Raw genomic sequence first — 17,945 nt, forward strand, 5'->3', positions numbered from 1 at the left:
AACCCAAGGAACACACCATGGACTTCAAACTGCCTCTCGCACCTTTCGCATTGGCACTCGCCCTCGTCTTCGCCTGCGGCGCCGCCAGCGCGCAGGACGCCGGCACGCTGCGCAAGATCAAGGACAGCGGCACGATCCAGATCGGCGCGCGTGACAGCCAGATCCCGTTCTCGTACAAGCTCAGCGCCGACAGCGCGCCCATCGGCTTCACCAACGACATCTGCCTGAAGATCGTCGACGCCGTGAAGGCCAAGCTGGGCCTGCCGAAGATCGAGGTGCGCTACACCATGCTCAACTCGACCAACCGCATCCCGCTGCTGCAGAACGGCACCGTGGACCTCGACTGCGCGACCACCACCAACACCACCCAGCGCCAGGCGCAGGTCGACTTCGCACCCAGCCACTTCGTCACCAACATCACGGCCGCCGTGAAGAAGAACTCGGGCATCAACGCGCTGCCCGACCTCAACGGCAAGAACGTGGCCACCGTCTCGGGCAGCACCTCGATCCAGCTGCTGCGCGGCGCGCGCAAGAGCGGCACCATCGAGGTGAACGAGATCGCGGGCAAGGACACCTCCGACGGCTTCCTGCTGCTGTCCACGGGCCGCGCCGATGCCTACGTGCTCGACGACGTGCAGCTGGCCGGCATGATCGCCAGCGCCACCAACCCGGGCGACTACAAGATCCTCAAGGAGTCGCTGCGCCAGGAGCCCTACGGCATCATGCTGCGCAAGGACGACCCCGAGTTCAAGGCGCTGGTCGACGAGACGGTCAACGGCCTCATGAAGTCGGGCGCCATCGAGCAGCTGTACACCAAGTGGTTCCTCTCGCCGATCCCGCCGCGCAACGCGAACCTCAACTTCCCGATGACGGACGCGGTGCGCGAGATCTACAAGAACCCCAACAACAAGGGCGTCTGACACCATGGCAGCCACACGTGCGGACCTGCCCCGAGGCGAGCTCCTTTCCGATGCGCTGATGCGCCAGGTGCGCGAGCGCTTCCTGGGCATCGAACGCGACCACCACGGCCGCGAGCGCCTGTACTTCGACAACGCCGGCGGCTCGTTCCGGCTGAAGGCCGCGGTCGAGCGCTTCGCGCTGGTCGACGCCATTCCCGACAACGCCGAGCGCATCCACGCCACCGCCGTCGAGCTGCAGGCCATGCAGGCGCGCGGCGCCGACGACCTGCGCACCATCCTCAACGCCACGGGCGGCAGCGTGTACCCCTCGCTCACCGCCTCGGGCGCGATGTTCGACATGGTGCGCGCGGTGGCCGAGAACGTGCCGGGCACGAACATGGTCACGACCGCGCTCGAGCACCCCTCGGCCTTCGACGCCATGCGCCTGTATGCGGAGCGCCTGGGGCGCGAGCTGCGCGTGGCAAAGAGCAACCCCGTCACCGGCGGCGTCGACGTGGACGCCATCGTGGGGCTGGTCGACGAGAACACCTGTGTGCTCAACGTGATCCACGCGTCGAACATCTCGGGCGCCAAGCTCGACATGGCGGCCATCGTGCGGCGCGCGCGCGAGATCAAGCCCGACCTGTACATCCTCGTCGATGCCGTGCAGCACGCGCCGCACGGCGTCATCGACCTGCAGCAGACGCCGGTGGACGGCATCAACCTCGCGCCCTACAAGTTCTTCGGCTGCCGCGGCTCGGGCTTCTCGTGGATGTCGGAGCGCGCGGCCGCGCTGCCGCACCACAAGCTGGCCGGCAAGAAGCCCGGCCACTGGGAGTTGGGCAGCTCGGCGCCGTGGCAGTTCGCGGTGCTCACCGAAATCGTCGACTACGTGGGCTGGCTCGGCAGCCATTTCACCGAGGCGACCGACCGCCGTGCCCGCTTCGTGGCGGGCATCGAGCGCATCGAGCTGCACGAGCGCGCGCTGCTGGCGACGCTGCTCGACGGCACCGCGCAGACGCCGGGCCTGCGCGCGCTCGACGGCGTGCAGGTGTTCCTCGACCACGAAGACTTGACGAAGCGCGACCTGATCCTGGGCATCGGCTTCGACGGGCTCGACTGCACGCAGGCCGTGGTGGAGTACGGCCAGCGCGGTGTGACGGTGTACGAACGCGTGGCCAGCAGCATCTACTCGAAGCGGATGCTCGAATCCTTCGGGCTCGAAGGCACCGTGCGCGTGTCGCCGCTGCACTGTCACACGGTGGGAGAGATGGAAGCCTTCCTGCGCGTGACACGCGAGATCGCGGGCGCCTTCGCCTCCGCCTCGCCCGCGGTCAACGCGGCGTAGGGCGCGCCAGCGCCGCGCAGGCCGGCGTGTCGTTCGCCTGCCGAAGGTAGGCGAGCAGGTCGGCGCGGTCCCGCGGGTCGGGCACGCCGTCGTAGGTCATGCTGCTGCCCGGCACCATCGCGAGCGGGGCGCTGAGGAAGCGGTCGAGCGTCTTGTCGTTCCACACGATGCGCGACTTCTTCATCGCCTCCGAGTACGCGAAGCCCGGCACGCTGCCGGCGAGCCGGCCGAACAGGCCGCAGTGGCGCGGCCCGACCCGGTCGGTGGCCAGCGCGTGGCAGGCCTGGCAGCGCGCGTAGACCTGTTCGCCGCGCACCGCGTCGGGCGTTGCGGCAGCCGCACAGGCCCATGCGGCCAGCAGGCTCGCAGCGAGCCCGCGCGCCGCACGGCTCACGACACGAACGCCGAAGGCACCGGCGCCTCGCCGAGCGCCTGGCGCAGCACGGCCCAGTGCATTGCCTCGTCGCCGAGGATGCTGGCCGCGGCCTTCGACAGCTCGCGGTTGCCGAACAGCGGCACCGCGCCCAGGTAGGCGCTCACGGCGCCCTGTTCAAGCTTCGCCGCGAAGCGCAGCACATCGGCCTGCGACTTGAGCTGTTCCACGGGGAAGTCGTAGCGCGCCTTGGCCGCGACGGCCTTGCCGCCGAGCTTCGCGATGGTCTTGGCCAGCAGGTCCGCATGCTCCTTGTGGTGGCCCTGGAAGGTCACGGCGAGGTCGAGCACGGGCTTCTCGAGCAGCTTGCTTTCCGCACCGAGCTGGTAGGCCGCGATGGCCTCGAGTTCGGCGCCGAGCGCGGTATTGAGGATCTGCACGTCGTTGCCGGTCGCACCGCCGCTCTTGGCGGCGAGCGCGTCGCGCCCCGCCAGCAGCGCCACGGCGGCGCCCGACAGCATCAGGCCGGAGTGGCCTAGAAAGGCGCGCCGCGCGGCGGCCGGGGTGGGCATCAGGAAAAAGGACATGGTGGGGTCTCCTCGGGGGTGGTGGTTGTGGGAAGAATCAAGGCAGCGCCGCCAGCACGCGCGCCACGATGCGGTCGCAGCGCGCGCCGTCGAACGCGAAGGCGTCGCCCGTCGCCAGGTCGATGTCGCGCGACAGGCTTTCGCGCAGCAGGCTGCGGGCGCGGAAGAAGCGCAGCCGCACCGTGGCCTCGGGCAGCTGCAGCGCCTCGGCGGTTTCGCCGACGCTGAGTTCCTGCACCGCGCGCAGCACGAACACGGTGCGGTAGGCGTCGGGCAGCCGGTCGATGCGGCGCTCCATGAGTCGGCGAAGGTCTTCCCGCATGGCGAGGCGCTCCGGTTGGCGGTCGGGGTCGTCGGCGAGCTGCGTGTCGGGGGCATCGTCGTCGTCCCCCGCAGTCGCGCCGCCGTCGAGCGGAATCACCTGTGCGCCGCGGCGGCGCAGGCGACCCAGCGCCTCGTTGATGACGATGCGCACCAGCCAGGTCGAGAGCTTCGCTTCGTCACGGAAGCCGCCGATGGCGCGCCAGGCGCGCAGGTAGGCGTCCTGCAGCGCGTCTTCGGTGTCGGCGTCGCTGTGCAGGATGCTGCGCGCGGTGCGAAACAGCAGCTGGTTGTGGCGCCGCATGATGCGCGCGAAGGCCTGCGTGTCGCCCTGCGCGGCGCGTGCGGCCAGTTCGGCGTCGGACGCCTTCGCGTCGGCATCGGCAGTCAGGGGCAGGGCGGTGGGCGGCATGCGGTGAGTTCCTTCTGCCCATTGGATGGCGCACCCCCGCGCCGTGTTGCAACTTTCTTTTTTTCCCTTCAGACCATCGTCTGCCATTCGATCGTGCACAGCCGCTCGTCGACCACGCCGCGCACGCCCGCGATGCCCTCGGCCGCCACGCGCGCCGCGTCGCGCTCGGCCTCGTTACCGACCATGCCGTGGTACATCACGATGCCGTTGTCCACCGACACATGCGACCACGCGCGGCTCCACCAGGTCTGCCGCTCCAGTTCGGCCACGAGGCGCACCAGGATCTGCGCGTCGTCGCACGCATCGGCGCTCGCGGTGTCGGCCTCGGCCTGCCGCAGCAGCGCCTTGACCAGGTCGCCGCTCGTCACGATGCCCACCAGCCGGCGCCCGCGCACCACCGGCAGGCGCTGGATGCGGTAGGCGGTCAGCAGCTGCGCGACGCGGGCCAGCGAGAGGTCTTCGGCGATCGACACCGGCTCGCGCGTCATGAGGTCGGCCGCGCGCAGGGCGTGCGCGCGCACGTAGTCGCGCGGCGGTGCGGTGCGCTGCACCCAGCGCTGCCACCACGGGTGCGGCGGCGCGCCGCTGGGCTCGGCCTCGTAGCGGTGCAGCAGGTCGGACTTGCTCACGATGCCGACCACCTCGCCCTGGTCGAGCACCGGCACGCCGCTGATGTGGCGCGCCAGCAGCAGCGCGCTGATGTCGCGCACCGGCGTGTCCGGCGCGACGGTGAAGACCGGCGAGGTCATGACGTCCTGTGCATTCATGATGAAGCTCCTTCCTGCGGCCCGCGCGGGGCCTGTGATGCCTGGGGTGCCTGCTGCGCATCGACGCGCGCGATGTTCTGCTGGTGCGACATCAGCATGGCCGTCAGCTCGCCGTGGATGTGCGCGTCGACGATGCGCGGCAGCAGCGCCTGCAGCTTGCGCACCACCCAGCCCTGGCCGCGGTTGAGCAGCGCCAGGCGCGCGCCAAGTTCCGGCACCGCCATCGCGCGCTCGTAGAAAGCGCCGGTGCGCGTGCTGGGCGTGGCGGCCAGCGATTGGATCGCGTCGATCAGCACGCCGCACCAGCGCACTTCGTCGCGGTGGATGTCGGTCACCAGGCGCTGCAGCGCGGGGTCGTCGGTCTCGGCGGCGCTGCGCAGCGTGATGCGCGCGCCGGCGCGTTCGGCTTCGAGCAGTTCGTTCAGCGCGGCCAGCAGGTCGTCGCGCTCGCCGGTTTCGCGGTAGGCCGCGTCCAGCTCGTCGGCGTAGCAGACCGGCGAGGACACCTGCACCCGCTCGGGAAAACGCAGCCCCTGTGCGCGCAGCGCGGCGGGCGTGTCGGCGAAGGGCGCAGCGGCATCGTCGGGCGGGCAGGCGTGGGGCATGGGCGGCAGGGGACGCATGGGCGGGGCTCCTGGAAACGTGTGCATGCCCATGGTGAACCGATGCTTCTCCCCAAGCCAATGAATGTTCATTGCAAATGAGTGCAAAAAAACTAATATGAATCCGATGGACATCGGCCTCGCCCGGACCTTTCTCGAAGTCGCGGCCACCGGCAGCTTCGTGGCCGCGGCCGAGCGGCTGCACCTGACGCAGACCGCCGTCAGCGCGCGCATCCGCCTGCTCGAAGACCAGCTCGGGCGGCGCCTGTTCGTGCGCAACAAGGCGGGCGCGCGGCTCACCGCCTCGGGCGAGCGCTTCGTGGCGCACGCGACCACGCTGGTGCAGGTGTGGGAGCGCGCGCGCCAGCATGTGGCGCTGCCGCCGGGGATCGAGGAGGGCGTGAGCGTGGGCAGCGAGCCCAGCCTGTGGCATCCGCTGCTGGCCGACTGGCTGATCTGGATGCACCGCGTCTGCCCCGAGATCGCGCTGCGCGCCGAGGTCGACAGCGCGCAGCGCCTGCTCGACGGCGTGCAGGGCGGCGCGCTCGACCTGGCCGTGCTCTACAACCCGCCGCAGCGCCCCGGCCTCGTGGCCGAACTGCTGGCCGAGGAGCGGCTGGTGATGGTCACCACCGACCCCGAAGGCCGGCTCGACCGCACGCGCTATGTGTCGGTCGACTGGGGGCCGGCCTTCGCGGCCAACCACGAGGCCGCGTTTCCGGAGCTGGCCCACGCGCCGGTGTCGATCTCGCTCGGGCCGCTGGCGCTCACCTACCTGCTTGCCGTGGGCGGCGCGGGCTACTTCCGCATCGGCGTCGCGCGGCCCTTCCTGGCCGACGGCCGGCTGCGGCTGGTGGAGGGCGCGCCGGAGTTCTCGCATTCGGCGCACGCCGTGTATGCGCCGCAGCGCGAGAACGAGACGCTGGCGCGCGTGCGCGGCGGGCTGTGGTTGGTGGCGGCAGAGGAAGAGGAGCGCCAGGGCAGCGGCGTGCATTCGCCGGACTGAGGCGCCGTCCTGCATCGCCGGGTGCTACTTTCAGGTACTTACGCTCGGGCCACCGGGACTCCGACAATCGGACGCATGCCACCCCGCGCAACGCGGGGAAGAAAAATAAGTTCGGGGAGTTTCATGTCCAACCACGGCAGCGTGCCCTTGCGCATGCGTTCGTCGTCACCATCCGCTGACCGCAGCGCCCTGTGGGCTGAGCTGAGCCAGACGGGGCGGCTGTATCGCCTTGAAGCGCCCAGTGCTGCTTCATCGTCTTCGTCCGCTGCGCGGGAGAGCATCGACGCCCTGCGCGTGGAAGGCTGGGTGCAGCGCGAGGCGGTGTCGCAGTTGTTCGAGCTGCGTATCGTGTGCCTGAGCCTGCGCGCGGACCTGGCGCTTTCATCGCTGATCGACCAGCCGCTGACGCTGGTCACCGTGCTGGCCAATGGTTCTCTCGCACGACGTACGGGCTTGATCCGCGCCGTCGAATCGCTGGGCGCCGACGGCGGTCTGGCGCGCTACCGCCTCACGCTCGTACCCTGGCTCTGGTTGGCCACCCAGCAAGGGCGCAGCCAGGTCTTCCAGCAGCGCAGCGTGGCAGACATCATCGAACGCGTGCTCGCCCCGTACGCCGAAGCCGGCAGCTGGGCCTTCTCCTCCGAAGTGAACAGCTTCCTGGCCGACGCCCCCGTTCGCACCTACTGCACCCAATACCGCGAGAGCGACTACGACTTCTTCTCGCGCCTGCTGGCCGAAGAAGGCCTGGCCTGGCGCATCGAGGAAGACGCCCAGGCCCCGACCGGCCACAAGCTCGTGATCTTCTCGTCGAACGACACCCAGCCCGCCGATGCAGGCTCGCCTGTTCGCTTTCACCGCAAGAGCTCCCAGGAGCGCAGCGACGCCGTGCAGGCGCTGGTGCGCCGCATGCGCCAGTCGGTGGCCCAGGTGCACCTGAGCGCCTGGAACGTCGACGGCAAGCGCCAGCTCACGGGCAGCGCACCCGCGCGCTTTCCGGTCGGCGGCAAGAACGCACCGCGCCTGGAATACGACGACGTGCTCGGCCTGAACGACCGCAGCCGCGGCTGGGACACGAACCGCACCGTCGAGCGCTACGCCGCATTGATGATGGAAGCGGCCGAATGCCGCGCCGACCTGATGCTGGGCCACAGCACCGTGCGCACCTTGCGCGCGGGCACGCGCCTCGAGATCGACGACGCGCCTGCACTGGGTTTGCAGGCCAGGCCCGCACTGCTGCTGGACACCGTCGAACACGTGGGCATCAACAACCTGCCCAAGGACACGGCGGCATCGATTGCGGCGCAGCTGGGTGCGCTGACGGAGCACCTCGTGTTCGACCAGCCCTGCGCCCCTGTGACGGCCGAGGCCGATGTGTTCGGACTGGTGTCTGCAGCCACAGGCACGCACAACAACACTATCCACCCGCAGCCCCAGAGCCTCGCCACCGCGCAAGCCCAGGGCTACGCCAACAGCTTCTCCGGCGTGCACGCCCCACGCCCCTGGCGCCCCGCACTGGCCGCGGCCGACGGTGCCCGCCTGCACGCCAGGCCCACGGCCAGCGGCGTGCACAGCGCCATCGTGGTCGGCCTTCGGGCGAGACCACGCCCAATGGCGCCGACGAGCTGTACTGCAACGACCGCGGCGACGTGCGCGTGCGCTTCCACTGGCAGAACGGAACGGCGAGAACGGCGACAACGCCCAGGACAACCGCAGCACCCGCTGGATTCGCGTGGCCCAGCGCCAGGCGGGCCCCGGCATGGGCTGGCAGTGGCTGCCGCGCATCGGGCAGGAAGTGCTGGTCAAGTTCGTCGACCTCGATGTGGACCAACCCGTCATCGTCGGCGCGCTGTACAACGGCCGCGGCGACGGCGGCATCGCCCCCACGCCCGGCGGTGCATCGCGCGCCGGTGAGAACAGCGAACAGGGCAGCAACGACAACAACGACGTCTTCGCCCAGGCGAGCAATGCCTCGCCCAGCGCCAGGCCAACCTGGCAGCCGGCCATGCCCCGCCCTGGCACGGCGCCAGCGCCGACGACAAGGGCCACCGCAATGCGGCCGCCCTGAGCGGCTTCAAGACCAAGGAGTTCGGCGGAGAAGGCTTCAGCCAATTGGTGTTCGACGATTCGAACCAGCAGCTGCGCGTGCAGCTGCACGCCAGCACCGCCCACAGCCAGCTGAACCTGGGCCACCTCATCCACCAGGCCGACAACTTCCGCGGCAGCTTCCGAGGCCAGGGCTGGAGCTACGCACCGACGGCTACGCCGCCCTGCGCGGCGGCAAGGGCGTGCTGCTGAGCACCTACCACGGCGCAGGCGGCCAGAAGCTGGAGCCCGTGGGCGACTTCGCCGCCGGCATGGCGCTGCTCAAACAGGTGCAGCAACTGGGTCAGGCTCTGAGCGATGCGGCCAAGACCCACGAGACCGTGCAGCTGGCCGGGCACATCGGGGCCAGCAAGGCCAACGAATCCCAGCTCGACAAGGAACGCGCCCCGTACGCCGCGATGGAGCGCACCGCCAGCGGCATGGTGACGGCCGATGCGCTCGATGCCGCCTACGCAGACGCCGCAGACAAGGCCATTGCCACGGGCGAAGGCAAGGTGCCGCACACGAGCGACGCCGTGATCGCGCTGGCCGCACGCGGCGGGCTGGCGATGGTGGCCGGCCAACAGCTGCAGATCGTCAGCGGCGAGACCGCCACGCTGGCCAGCGGCGGCGACATCAACCTGGCGCTGGCCGACGTGCTGCGCGTGCACAGCGGGCAAGCCATCGGCGTGCTGGCCGGGGCGCAGAAGGCCGATGCGGACACGGGCCTGTCGGTCATCGCGGGCAACGACGACCTGGACTTCCAGGCGCAGCACGACGAACTGCGCGTGCAGGCCAAGGAGGCGCTGAAGATCGCCAGCACCGACCAGACGGTGGAGTTCGCGGCCAAGAAGAAGATCCGCATCGCGACGGCGCAGGGTGCGTCGATCACGCTGCAGGGTGGGGACATCACGTTCGAGTGTCCGGGGAAGATCACGTATCACGCGGTGCAGCGGAAGTTGGCCGGGCCGGTGCAGAAGAGCTACCCGCTGCCGGCATTTCCCAAGAGCATCTGCGTGGCGTGCCTCCTGAAGTCGCTCAAGTCGGCGCCGGCCTTCACCCAGGTGGAGTAACGCACGATGAACCTGATCGACAAGCACGCGCCCGGATGGATCGACGCCTTGTTTGCGGACGGCGGCCCTCTTGCCTCCGGCGCTGAGGGATTTCGCTACGCCTTGATCGATTGCGCATTCGCTCCGCAATGCCATCAGCTGCTCGAGAGCCACCTGGGCTTCGGCTCTTGGCGGTCGCTCTACGAGAACATGCCCGGCGCTTCGGATGAAGCGATCCAGCATTCACCCGTGCTGCTGAACATCGATGCCGTCGAGAGGCCCTTGCTCGATCGTGTGCTGCTGCTGACGAATGGCTTGCCGATGCTCAGCTTCATCCGCTCGAACGAACCGCTCGAATCGCTGTTCGAACGCCTGAGCCCCTGGTGCATCGTGAATGCGGACGGGCAGTATTTCGTGCTGCGCTTTCCCGACACGCGCCGCCTGCCGGATGTGCTGGCTGCGCTGTCGCCGTTGCAGCAGATGGCGTTCTGCGGTCCCGGAGCCACATGGCATTTCCGCCGGCGCGACGCCAGCTGGAGCACCTTCCTTGCACCGGGGAAAATGGCATCCACGTCGCTGGCTCCATGCGCACCGGTACTCGATGGTGATCAATGCGCGCTGCTCATTGCCGGCAGCGAAGCGGATGAAGTGATCGCGAACCTGCTTCAACTTTCGCCAGCCTACGAAGCGCAGCACCGGCTCTCGGTGCTGCACGCACTGGCGGTATGCGGGCTCGCCGCAGCCAATGCCATGCAGTTCGACACCGTGGCGCAACGGATGAGGCTGTGTGAAGTTTTTTGGCAGCATCCCGAACTCAGCCACGGCGCTGGCCCGGACCATGAAGCGCTGCGCGCCTTGATGGTCTAGCGCATTGCCGCAGGAACAACAGATGATTCTCAAAAACTGGCTCCTTCCCCTCGCGTTTCTTGCATCCCTGGCTACGACGGGATGTGCCACCGGTCGTGCTGACACGGTTCCAGCCTCGGTCAGCGGCGTCAACTACACCGACCAGGACATCCGCTACCGGCTGTTCGACCCCAAGGACCCGAAGCAGACCGTGGTCGCCTCCGAAGAAATCGGCCCGTTCGCCGCGGGGGGCGTGATCTGTTGCTACAACGTGCCGAAGACGTGGGCACCCGGCATCCAGGTCGGCGTGATCCTGCAAAGCTACGACAACAAGGCGGGCGACTACCGGCCACGCCAGACTTTCATCGTCGATCTGCCGCCCTACGACAAGAGCGGAAAGGCCGGGGATGTGTGGTTCATCAACTATCCCGATGGCACGGTGGGGGTTGTTTCGACCGCCTATCGTCCCAATGGCGACGAGTGGCCCGGGAAGATCAAGGGGTGGCCCAAGCCTTCATTGGCTTTCCAGCGAGAGCTGTGGGAGCGGGATATGAAGTTGGCGCGAGAAGCTTTGGAATCGAGCCAGGAATCGATGACAGAGTTTGATCGCGACCCAAAGCAATATCTCAAGAAAGCGTGGGATCGTCACCTGGAGTACGTGAAAAACAAGCAAGGCTTGGCAAGGGCATACAGTCGGTTCTCTGGCCCTGACGATCCCGCACTGCTTTCATTTGAAAGAGATAGGCGTGAAGCGTCGTTGAGATACTCGCAAGAAAAAGTGGATCGACTTTTGAAGGCGAAGCCATGATGGTCAAATTAGTCGATTCCGTCGATGAAGTCTCATTCTCCAACCCAGCGAACAGAGAGGGTTTCTTTGGAAAAGAGGAGAGTGACCGAATCAGAGACGACTACGAAGTTCCGCGCGAACTGCGCCCCATAGGGCAGCCTGGCAAGTCCTGTGATGTGAATCTTTCCATGGGCTTCTTCTTTGACGGTACACGCAACAACTACGACCGAAGCAGCAGGGAAAAAGACAGCACGCATTCCAACGTGGCACGCTTGTACGGCGCATACCCGGGACAGAGCGTGCCTGGGGTGCCAGCCGATCCCGATGCGCAGTGGACAACCAACCTCGACGACTACCAGCATTTTTTCAAGGTGTACGTGCCGGGTGTGGGAACACCCTTTGGACAGGTGGATGACAGCGGCACCGGCAAGGATGCGCTGTTGGGCAATGCCACAGCTCGTTACGGCGAACGTCGCATCCTGTGGGCGCTGGCGCAAGCACTCAACTGCGTCTACCGCTATCTCACCCGAAGCGGCAACGGGCCGGGGCTGTTCTCCGTCGAAGAAGTACTGCAGTTTTGCAAGGCCTTCGACCTCGGGCGGGAGGAACTTCTGGAGGCGGGCAAAGGTCCAGCCGACAAGCGCCAACGCGAGAACAAGAATCGCCGCACGCTTGAGGCGATGCTCAACAAGCTGCACGAGTCGGTCAAGCCGCACATGATCGACCCCGCGACGGGTCAATGCAGCAAGGTCGATCCGGGGCGTGTGCAGCGCATCTTCGTCAGCGCATTCGGATTTTCGCGGGGGGCAGCGGAAGCCCGGGTCTTCGTCAACTGGTTCCTGGCGATGTGCGAGATCGATGCCGAACTTCGCGGGCAGACCGCACCAACGCTCGCATCGTTTCCGGTGACCTTCGATTTTTTGGGATTGTTCGATACTGTCGCGTCAGTGGGTGTGGCGGCTTCTTCGCTGTTCGCTGACGGGCATGGCGGGTGGGCTGATGCGGACACTTCAATGCGCATCCCAGCCGAGGTGCCTTGTCTGCACATCGTGGCCGCACATGAGTTTCGCCGCAGCTTTCCATCAGATTCCGTCCAGGTCGGCACCAGGTTGCCGGACAACTGTCGGGAGTGGGTGTGCCCCGGCATGCACTCTGACGTCGGTGGTGGCTACATGCCCAAAGAGCAAGGCAAAGGGATCGACGCAACGGGGGAGGACATGCTTTCGCGTATTCCTTTGGCCTTGATGTATCGGGAGGCGAGAACATCGGGCGTGCCCCTGAAACTAGAACTGGCGCGCCCAGTCATCCAGAAGCAGTTCATGGTCGCCAAGGACCTGATCCGGGACTTCAACGCTTACCTTGCCGTATGCCGGGTCAAGGAAGGGGTGCTGCGCGACATCATGGCGGAGCAGCGCAAGCTGTTCATCCTGTGGCGCAAATCCTGGGCTGGTCGCGCGGCCGAGATGACTTTCGTCCAGCGTGCTTCGGCCGAAGACCGGGCGGACTTGGTGTCGGCCGACGAGCAGTTCGTCAAGGAAGTGAAGGACTTCGAAGCCTGGCTCAAGAAAAAGAAGCGGATCAGCGGCCGCAACAGCCCCGACGGCACGCCGCACGAAGTCGACAACGTGCCCGGCATCGATTCGGAGCGGGTCGGCGAGTGGGGCCGCATCGAGCCGTACTGGAACGAGCCCGTGCTCACCAGCAAGCTGTTCGAAGACCGCGTGCACGATTCGCACGCATGGTTCAAGCTCACCGGGCCCGAAGCGGCCGAGTTCAAGGAGCAGCTCGAAAAACTGGTGGCCCGGAAGAAAAGAGCGGACGAGGCGCGCGGGCAGATCGATCCACCCCGAGGCGGAGCGCCCGCCGGGCTGACGCGACGGCAGGAGCAATGGGTGAACCTGTACCTGACCAAGGGCGAGTACGCGCCCGAATTCACGGAAGGGCGCGAATGGTATGCATGGGGGGCCGGCTACCTGCGCTATCGCCGTGTGTATGCGGGCGCGGACGAGACACGGCTGACCCAGAACCGTCGGCCCGCCGAAAGGGAGTCGCCGGAGCCGATGATGGCTTGATCGGAGCGGCAGGGCGGAGTCCTGCCGCTCCCTTTGTTCAGAACGGATAGTGCCGAGGCGTCGTCTGCACCGTAATCCACCGCAGCTCCGTGAACGCCTCGACGCCCGCCCGCCCCCCAAACCGCCCATACCCCGACGCCTTCACCCCCCCAAACGGCATCTGCGCCTCGTCGTGCACCGTCGGCCCGTTGACATGGCAGATCCCCGCCTCGATGCGCTGCGCCACGTTCCACGCACGCGCCACGTCGCGGCCGAACACCGCTGACGACAAACCGAACTCGTTGTCGTTGGCCACCGCCACCGCCTCTTCCACGCCATTCACGCGCACGACCGCCTTCACCGGCCCGAAGGATTCCTCGCGGTAGATGGCCATCGCGGGCGTGACGTGGTCGAGCACGGTGGCGGGCATCAGCGTGTTCTGTGCCTTGCCGCCGCACACGAGCACCGCGCCCTTGGCGAGGGCGTCGTCGATCAGGGCGTTGCAGCGGGTCACGGTGCTCATGTCGACGACCGAGCCCAGCACGACGGGGCCTTCGCGCGGGTCGCCGAGCGGCAACGCCTGTGCGCGGGTGGCGAACTTCGAGACGAACTCGTCGGCCACCGCGTTGTCGACCACGATGCGTTCGGTCGACATGCAGATCTGCCCCGAGTTGGCGAACGAGCCGAAGATCGCGCCGTCCACGGCCGCGTCGATGTCTGCGTCGTCCAGCACCACGAAGGGCGCCTTGCCGCCGAGTTCGAGCACGGCGGGTTTCAGGTACGTGGCGCAGGTCTGCGCGATCAGCCGACCCACGCGCGTGGAGCCGGTGAAGTTGACGCGCCGCACCGCCGGGTGCGCGACCATGGCTTCGACCACGGCGCCTGCATCGGCGGGCGCGTTGGTCACGAAGTTGACGGTACCTTTGGGCAGGCCGGCCTCGGCCAGTGCTTCGATGATGAGCGCATGCGTCTCGGGGCACAGCTCGGAGCCCTTGAGCACGACGGTGTTGCCGCAGGCCAGCGGCGTGGCGATGGCGCGTGTGGCCAGGATCACGGGGGCATTCCAGGGCGCGATGCCCAGCACCACGCCGGCCGCCTGCCGCACGCCCATGGCAAGGCTGCCGGGCACGTCGGACGGAATGACTTCGCCCGCGATCTGCGTGGTGAGCGACGCGGCCTCGGTGAGGATGCCGGCCGCCAGGTGCACGTTGAAGCCGGCCCACAGCGCCGAGGCGCCGGTCTCGCGGGCCATGGCCTGCACGAAGGCATCGGCGCGCGCTTCGAGCGCATGTGCGGCCTTCAGCAGCAGGGCGCGGCGTTCGTTGGGGCCGGTCTGCGACCAGGTGGCGAAGGCGCGCTGCGCGGCGTCGACGGCGGCCACGGCGTCGGCCGGCGTGGCCGCAGGTGCGCGCGTGGCGATGCCGCCGTCCAGCGGGTTGCGGCGCTCGAAGGTGGCGCCGCCGGTGGCCGTGCGGCGTTCGCCGTCGATGAGCATGGAGATGTCGGTCATGGGTGTCCTTTGCAGGAAAGAAAGAGGAAGAGGGGTGTTCAGGCCACGCCCAGGTAGGCCTGGCGCACGGCGTCGGAATGCAGCAGTACCTGCGCCTCGCCCGAGGCGACCACGCGCCCGCGTTCGAGCACGTAGCCGCGGTCGGCGGCCTGCAAGGCCTTGCGCACGTTCTGTTCGACCATGAGCACGGTCACGCCTTGGTCGGCGATGCGGCGCACGATGGCGAGCAGTTCGTCGACCATGCGCGGCGCCAGGCCGAGCGAGGGCTCGTCGAGCATCAGCAGGCGCGGCCCGCTCATCAGGGCGCGTGCCACGGCGACCATCTGCTGCTCGCCGCCGCTCATGGTGCCGGCGAGCTGCGTGGCGCGCTCCTTCAGGCGCGGAAAGTCGTCGAAGGCGCGCGCGAGGCGCTCGGCGCGCAGCCGCGCGGGGATGAGCCAGCCGCCGAGTTCGAGGTTCTCGGTGACGGTCATCTGCGGGAACAGCTGGCGGCCCTCGGCCACCAGCGCCAGGCCGCGCCGCACGCAGGCGGTGGCATCGGCGGACGGCAGCGCCGCGCCGTCGAGCACCGCATCGCCCGTGCGCGGCAGCAGCCCCGCGAGCGCCTTGAGCAGCGTGGTCTTGCCCGCGCCGTTGGGCCCGAGCACGACGGTGACGCCGGGCGTCACGTCGAGGTCCAGGCCCTGGATGACCTGGAAGCCGTGGTAGCCCGCGGACAGGCCGCGCACGGTGAGTTGTGTGCCGCTCATACCGTGGCCTCCATCTCGTCGCCCAGGTAGGCCTCGACCACCTCGGCATTGCGCACGACCTCGGCCGGCGTGCCGTCGGCGATCTTGCGGCCCTGGTGCAGCACCAGCACGCGCTCGACGTACTTCAGCAGCGTGGTTACCGCATGTTCGATCCACACGACGGCGAGGTCGTGGTCGTCGCGCAGGCGGCGGATGCGCCGTGCCATGGCATCGACCTCCGCCTCGGTGAGGCCGGCCGCCACCTCGTCGAGCAGCAGCACGCGCGGCCGCGTGCCGAGCGCCATGCCGATCTCGAGCAACCGCTGCTGCGAGGGCGTGACGTCGGCCGCGATCTGCGTGGCGAGGCCGCCCAGGCCCAGCATGTCGAGGATCTCGCCGGTGCTGCCCAGGCCCGCGATGGGCGCACGGCGGCGGCCGGCGAACTGCATGCCGAAGCGCACGTTGTCCTCGAGCGTCATGTCGGCCATCACGCGCGGCGTCTGGAAGGTGCGCGCGATGCCGTGGGCGGCGTACAGGTGCGGGCCGCGCCGCGTGAGGTCGACGTCGCCTTCCACCAGCAGCCGTCCCGACGTGGGCATGACCACGCCCGAGATCGCGTTGAAGAAGGTCGTCTTGCCCGCGCCGTTGGGGCCGATGATGCCGACCAGCTCGCCCGCATGCAGCGTGGCGCTCACCGCGTCGACGGCGGTGAGCCCGCCGAAGCGCACCGTGAGGTCGCGGGCTTCGAGAAGCGGCGTGGCCTTCATGGTGCGTGCCTCCGCAATGCGGCCGCCTTGCGCTGCCACAGCGACGCGAGGCCGTTGGGCAGGTACATCACGCACAGGATGAGCAGCAGCCCCAGCACCATCATGTAGCCGTAGGGCAGCTGCAGCCGCAGCGTCTCCGACAGCAGGCTGAACACGATGGCCGCGGCCACCGGTCCGCCGATGCTGGCGGCGCCGCCGATCATCGCGATCAGCACGGTCTGGAAGCCGATGAAGGGGCTGAACACGGCGGCCGGTTCGATGTAGGTCCAGCGCACGGCCATCGCGGCGCCCACTGCACCGGCGAAGGCGGCGGTGAGCGCGAAGCCGGCGATCTTCACGCGGCGCGTGTCCACGCCCAGCGTCTGCGCGCGCTGCTCGTCGGCGCCGATGCCAGCCAGCGCCAGGCCGAAGCGGCTGCGCTTCACGAGCAGCGCCGTGGCAATGGCCGCGCCCGCAATCGCCAGCACCGTGAGGTACACCGTCTCGTTCGACGGCACCACCGTGAGCACGCGGCCCACGGTGCCAGAGACCTGCTTCTCGACGAAGGTGACCGCATGGCGGATCAGCTCGGTCATGCCGAAGGTCAGCACCGCGAAGTAGGTGCCGCGCAGGTGCAGCACGGCCGCGCCCATCAGCACCGCCACCGCGCTCGCGATGGCCGCGCCGCTCACAATGACCAGCGGCCAGGGCAGCACCTCGAGCAGCGTGGCGCTCGCATACGCACCCAGGCCGAAGAAGGCCGAGGTGGCGAGCGACAGGTAGCGCGTGGCACCGCAGAACAGCGACCAGCTGGTGGCCAGCGCGATGTACATCAGGCAGCCGAGCGCGACCGACGCAATGAACTCGCTCGCGACCCACGGCACGGCGGCCGCCAGCGCGAGGCCGATGCAAAGCACCCACCACGGTTTGTTTTGAAAGAGGGAGTTCATCTTCTGGAGAACAGTCCGTTGGGCCGCCAGATCAGCACGCCGATGAACACGGCATACGACAGCAGCATCTTGAGCGAGGGGCTCGTGTAGTGCATGCCCAGCGCTTCGACCACGCCCAGCAGCAGGCCGCCGACGAGGCTGCCCGCGATGCTGCCGAAGCCGCCGAGGGTGATGACGATCAGCGCCGTCACGGTGTAGGGCTCGCCCATCGAGGGCGAGATCTCGTAGGTCATCGACAGCAGCGCACCGGCCACGCCCGACAGGCCCAGGCCGATGCCGAACATCAGCGGGTGCAGCCGCCTGGTGTTGATGCCCACGAGCTGCGCGCCGGTGGGCGACTGCATCAGCGCGCGCACCGCCTTGCCCAGCAGCGTGAGCTTGAGCAGCGCGATGAGCACGAGGCTCAGCGCCAGCGCCACGCCGAACAGCACGAGCTTGTTGGCGGTGAAGCGCATCTCGCCCAGCTGCACCGGTTCGGCCAGGTAGTCGTAGCCGCGCAGGTCGCCGCCCCACACGAGCAGGGCGGTGTTCTGCACGAAGAACATCAGGCCGAAGCCGACCATCAGGCTGCGCGCCTCGAATACGTCGACGTTCGGCGCGCGCGCCGCCACCTGCCGGAAGCACAGCCAATGCACTGCCATGCCCAGCGCCATCAGCAGCACGAAAGCCACCGGCATGAACAGGAGCGGCGAAATGCCCAGCGCCGTGTGCGCCCACCACGTGAGAAAGGCACCGAGCATCAGGAACTCGCCGTGCGAGATGTTCATGATGCGCATCAGCCCGTACTGCAGGTTCAGCCCGATGGCGACCAGCGCATAGATGCCGCCCGTGATCAATCCGCCGGCCAGGAGCTCGGCCCATCCAGAGAACGACACGCT

At 68.2% G+C, this 17,945-nt stretch carries 18 protein-coding genes and 2 pseudogenes; 10 read left to right on the top strand and 10 right to left on the bottom strand.

The features are described from left to right. Nucleotides 1–17: 17 nt before the first annotated feature. A complete protein-coding gene (locus ACAM42_RS07400) occupies nt 18–920 on the top strand; it encodes an amino acid ABC transporter substrate-binding protein (protein ID WP_369631600.1) in 903 nt (300 codons plus the stop codon). A gap of 4 nt (nt 921–924) precedes the next feature. Further along, the gene (locus ACAM42_RS07405; RefSeq protein ID WP_369631601.1) at nt 925–2,247 is read left to right on the top strand and encodes an aminotransferase class V-fold PLP-dependent enzyme; all 1,323 of its coding nucleotides are present in this window, start codon (nt 925–927) and stop codon (nt 2,245–2,247) included. Here ACAM42_RS07405 and ACAM42_RS07410 read toward each other — a convergent pair. The 5 genes from ACAM42_RS07410 to ACAM42_RS07430 all read right to left on the bottom strand — a co-directional run bounded on the left by ACAM42_RS07410 (nt 2,234) and on the right by ACAM42_RS07430 (nt 5,330). Next, complete coding sequence (locus tag ACAM42_RS07410) at nt 2,234–2,608, bottom strand: cytochrome c family protein (protein WP_307637382.1); 375 nt, start codon at nt 2,606–2,608, stop codon at nt 2,234–2,236. The genes ACAM42_RS07405 and ACAM42_RS07410 overlap by 14 nt on opposite strands. A 29-nt stretch (nt 2,609–2,637) precedes the next feature. After that, nucleotides 2,638–3,207, bottom strand: a complete 570-nt coding sequence (locus tag ACAM42_RS07415) for a ferritin-like domain-containing protein (protein WP_095951024.1) — start codon at nt 3,205–3,207, stop codon at nt 2,638–2,640. 37 nt (nt 3,208–3,244) lie between these two features. Continuing rightward, nucleotides 3,245–3,940, bottom strand: a complete 696-nt coding sequence (locus ACAM42_RS07420; protein WP_369631602.1) for an RNA polymerase sigma factor — start codon at nt 3,938–3,940, stop codon at nt 3,245–3,247. 68 nt (nt 3,941–4,008) lie between these two features. Then, entirely contained in the window at nt 4,009–4,707 is a 699-nt protein-coding gene (locus ACAM42_RS07425) for a CBS domain-containing protein (RefSeq protein ID WP_369631603.1), read from the bottom strand. After that, a complete protein-coding gene (locus ACAM42_RS07430; RefSeq protein WP_369631604.1) occupies nt 4,704–5,330 on the bottom strand; it encodes a DUF6306 domain-containing protein in 627 nt (208 codons plus the stop codon). Before ACAM42_RS07430 ends, ACAM42_RS07425 begins: the two co-directional genes overlap by 4 nt. Nucleotides 5,331–5,427: 97 nt before the next feature. On the opposite strand from ACAM42_RS07430, the gene ACAM42_RS07435 reads away from it, so the two are divergent. The 8 genes and pseudogenes from ACAM42_RS07435 (at nt 5,428) to ACAM42_RS07470 (ending at nt 13,154) form a co-directional block, all read left to right on the top strand. After that, nucleotides 5,428–6,315, top strand: coding sequence for a LysR family transcriptional regulator (locus tag ACAM42_RS07435; protein WP_369631605.1), 888 nt, complete (start codon nt 5,428–5,430; stop codon nt 6,313–6,315). A gap of 153 nt (nt 6,316–6,468) precedes the next feature. Then, nucleotides 6,469–7,524: pseudogene (locus tag ACAM42_RS07440) on the top strand (type VI secretion system Vgr family protein); the annotation flags it as partial. A gap of 547 nt (nt 7,525–8,071) precedes the next feature. Then, nucleotides 8,072–8,380, top strand: a complete 309-nt coding sequence (locus tag ACAM42_RS07445) for a phage baseplate assembly protein V (protein WP_369631606.1) — start codon at nt 8,072–8,074, stop codon at nt 8,378–8,380. Nucleotides 8,381–8,427: 47 nt separating this feature from the next. Next, nucleotides 8,428–8,663, top strand: a pseudogene (locus ACAM42_RS07450) (type VI secretion system Vgr family protein); the annotation flags it as partial. A gap of 174 nt (nt 8,664–8,837) precedes the next feature. After that, nucleotides 8,838–9,470, top strand: a complete 633-nt coding sequence (locus tag ACAM42_RS07455; protein WP_369632740.1) for a DUF2345 domain-containing protein — start codon at nt 8,838–8,840, stop codon at nt 9,468–9,470. 6 nt (nt 9,471–9,476) lie between these two features. Next, nucleotides 9,477–10,316, top strand: a complete 840-nt coding sequence (locus ACAM42_RS07460) for a DUF4123 domain-containing protein (RefSeq protein ID WP_369631607.1) — start codon at nt 9,477–9,479, stop codon at nt 10,314–10,316. A gap of 22 nt (nt 10,317–10,338) precedes the next feature. Beyond that, entirely contained in the window at nt 10,339–11,103 is a 765-nt protein-coding gene (locus ACAM42_RS07465) for a DUF3304 domain-containing protein (protein WP_369631608.1), read from the top strand. Continuing rightward, nucleotides 11,100–13,154 (top strand): DUF2235 domain-containing protein, encoded by a 2,055-nt coding sequence (locus ACAM42_RS07470; protein ID WP_369631609.1) that lies wholly within the window; start codon nt 11,100–11,102, stop codon nt 13,152–13,154. The genes ACAM42_RS07465 and ACAM42_RS07470 overlap by 4 nt, the downstream gene beginning before the upstream one ends. A gap of 37 nt (nt 13,155–13,191) precedes the next feature. Here the strand turns inward: ACAM42_RS07470 and ACAM42_RS07475 are convergent, their stop codons facing one another. From ACAM42_RS07475 to ACAM42_RS07495, 5 genes are read right to left on the bottom strand one after another with little or no spacing between them, the layout of a single operon-like run. Then, nucleotides 13,192–14,643, bottom strand: coding sequence for an aldehyde dehydrogenase (locus ACAM42_RS07475; RefSeq protein WP_369631610.1), 1,452 nt, complete (start codon nt 14,641–14,643; stop codon nt 13,192–13,194). Nucleotides 14,644–14,681: 38 nt separating this feature from the next. After that, nucleotides 14,682–15,392 (bottom strand): ABC transporter ATP-binding protein, encoded by a 711-nt coding sequence (locus ACAM42_RS07480; protein WP_369631611.1) that lies wholly within the window; start codon nt 15,390–15,392, stop codon nt 14,682–14,684. Then, nucleotides 15,389–16,138: an ABC transporter ATP-binding protein gene (locus ACAM42_RS07485; protein WP_369631612.1), complete on the bottom strand. Its 750-nt coding sequence runs from the start codon at nt 16,136–16,138 to the stop codon at nt 15,389–15,391. Before ACAM42_RS07485 ends, ACAM42_RS07480 begins: the two co-directional genes overlap by 4 nt. Next, nucleotides 16,135–17,067, bottom strand: coding sequence for a branched-chain amino acid ABC transporter permease (locus ACAM42_RS07490; protein ID WP_369631613.1), 933 nt, complete (start codon nt 17,065–17,067; stop codon nt 16,135–16,137). The genes ACAM42_RS07485 and ACAM42_RS07490 overlap by 4 nt, the downstream gene beginning before the upstream one ends. Next, nucleotides 17,064–17,942, bottom strand: a complete 879-nt coding sequence (locus ACAM42_RS07495) for a branched-chain amino acid ABC transporter permease (RefSeq protein WP_369631614.1) — start codon at nt 17,940–17,942, stop codon at nt 17,064–17,066. The genes ACAM42_RS07490 and ACAM42_RS07495 overlap by 4 nt, the downstream gene beginning before the upstream one ends. Between the last annotated feature and the right edge of the window lie 3 nt (nt 17,943–17,945).

The organism is Variovorax sp. V35, from assembly GCF_041154465.1.
GTDB classification, from domain to species: Bacteria; Pseudomonadota; Gammaproteobacteria; order Burkholderiales; family Burkholderiaceae_C; genus Variovorax; species Variovorax boronicumulans.

Coding starts and splice junctions, on each gene's coding strand:
- ACAM42_RS07400 (WP_369631600.1), top strand. CDS start 18: ATGGACTTCAAACTGCCTCTCGCACCTTTCGCATTGGCACTCGCCCTC.
- ACAM42_RS07405 (WP_369631601.1), top strand. CDS start 925: ATGGCAGCCACACGTGCGGACCTGCCCCGAGGCGAGCTCCTTTCCGAT.
- ACAM42_RS07415 (WP_095951024.1), bottom strand. CDS start 3,207: ATGTCCTTTTTCCTGATGCCCACCCCGGCCGCCGCGCGGCGCGCCTTT.
- ACAM42_RS07420 (WP_369631602.1), bottom strand. CDS start 3,940: ATGCCGCCCACCGCCCTGCCCCTGACTGCCGATGCCGACGCGAAGGCG.
- ACAM42_RS07425 (WP_369631603.1), bottom strand. CDS start 4,707: ATGAATGCACAGGACGTCATGACCTCGCCGGTCTTCACCGTCGCGCCG.
- ACAM42_RS07430 (WP_369631604.1), bottom strand. CDS start 5,330: ATGCGTCCCCTGCCGCCCATGCCCCACGCCTGCCCGCCCGACGATGCC.
- ACAM42_RS07435 (WP_369631605.1), top strand. CDS start 5,428: ATGAATCCGATGGACATCGGCCTCGCCCGGACCTTTCTCGAAGTCGCG.
- ACAM42_RS07445 (WP_369631606.1), top strand. CDS start 8,072: ATGGGCTGGCAGTGGCTGCCGCGCATCGGGCAGGAAGTGCTGGTCAAG.
- ACAM42_RS07455 (WP_369632740.1), top strand. CDS start 8,838: ATGGTGACGGCCGATGCGCTCGATGCCGCCTACGCAGACGCCGCAGAC.
- ACAM42_RS07460 (WP_369631607.1), top strand. CDS start 9,477: ATGAACCTGATCGACAAGCACGCGCCCGGATGGATCGACGCCTTGTTT.
- ACAM42_RS07465 (WP_369631608.1), top strand. CDS start 10,339: ATGATTCTCAAAAACTGGCTCCTTCCCCTCGCGTTTCTTGCATCCCTG.
- ACAM42_RS07470 (WP_369631609.1), top strand. CDS start 11,100: ATGATGGTCAAATTAGTCGATTCCGTCGATGAAGTCTCATTCTCCAAC.
- ACAM42_RS07475 (WP_369631610.1), bottom strand. CDS start 14,643: ATGACCGACATCTCCATGCTCATCGACGGCGAACGCCGCACGGCCACC.
- ACAM42_RS07480 (WP_369631611.1), bottom strand. CDS start 15,392: ATGAGCGGCACACAACTCACCGTGCGCGGCCTGTCCGCGGGCTACCAC.
- ACAM42_RS07485 (WP_369631612.1), bottom strand. CDS start 16,138: ATGAAGGCCACGCCGCTTCTCGAAGCCCGCGACCTCACGGTGCGCTTC.
- ACAM42_RS07490 (WP_369631613.1), bottom strand. CDS start 17,067: ATGAACTCCCTCTTTCAAAACAAACCGTGGTGGGTGCTTTGCATCGGC.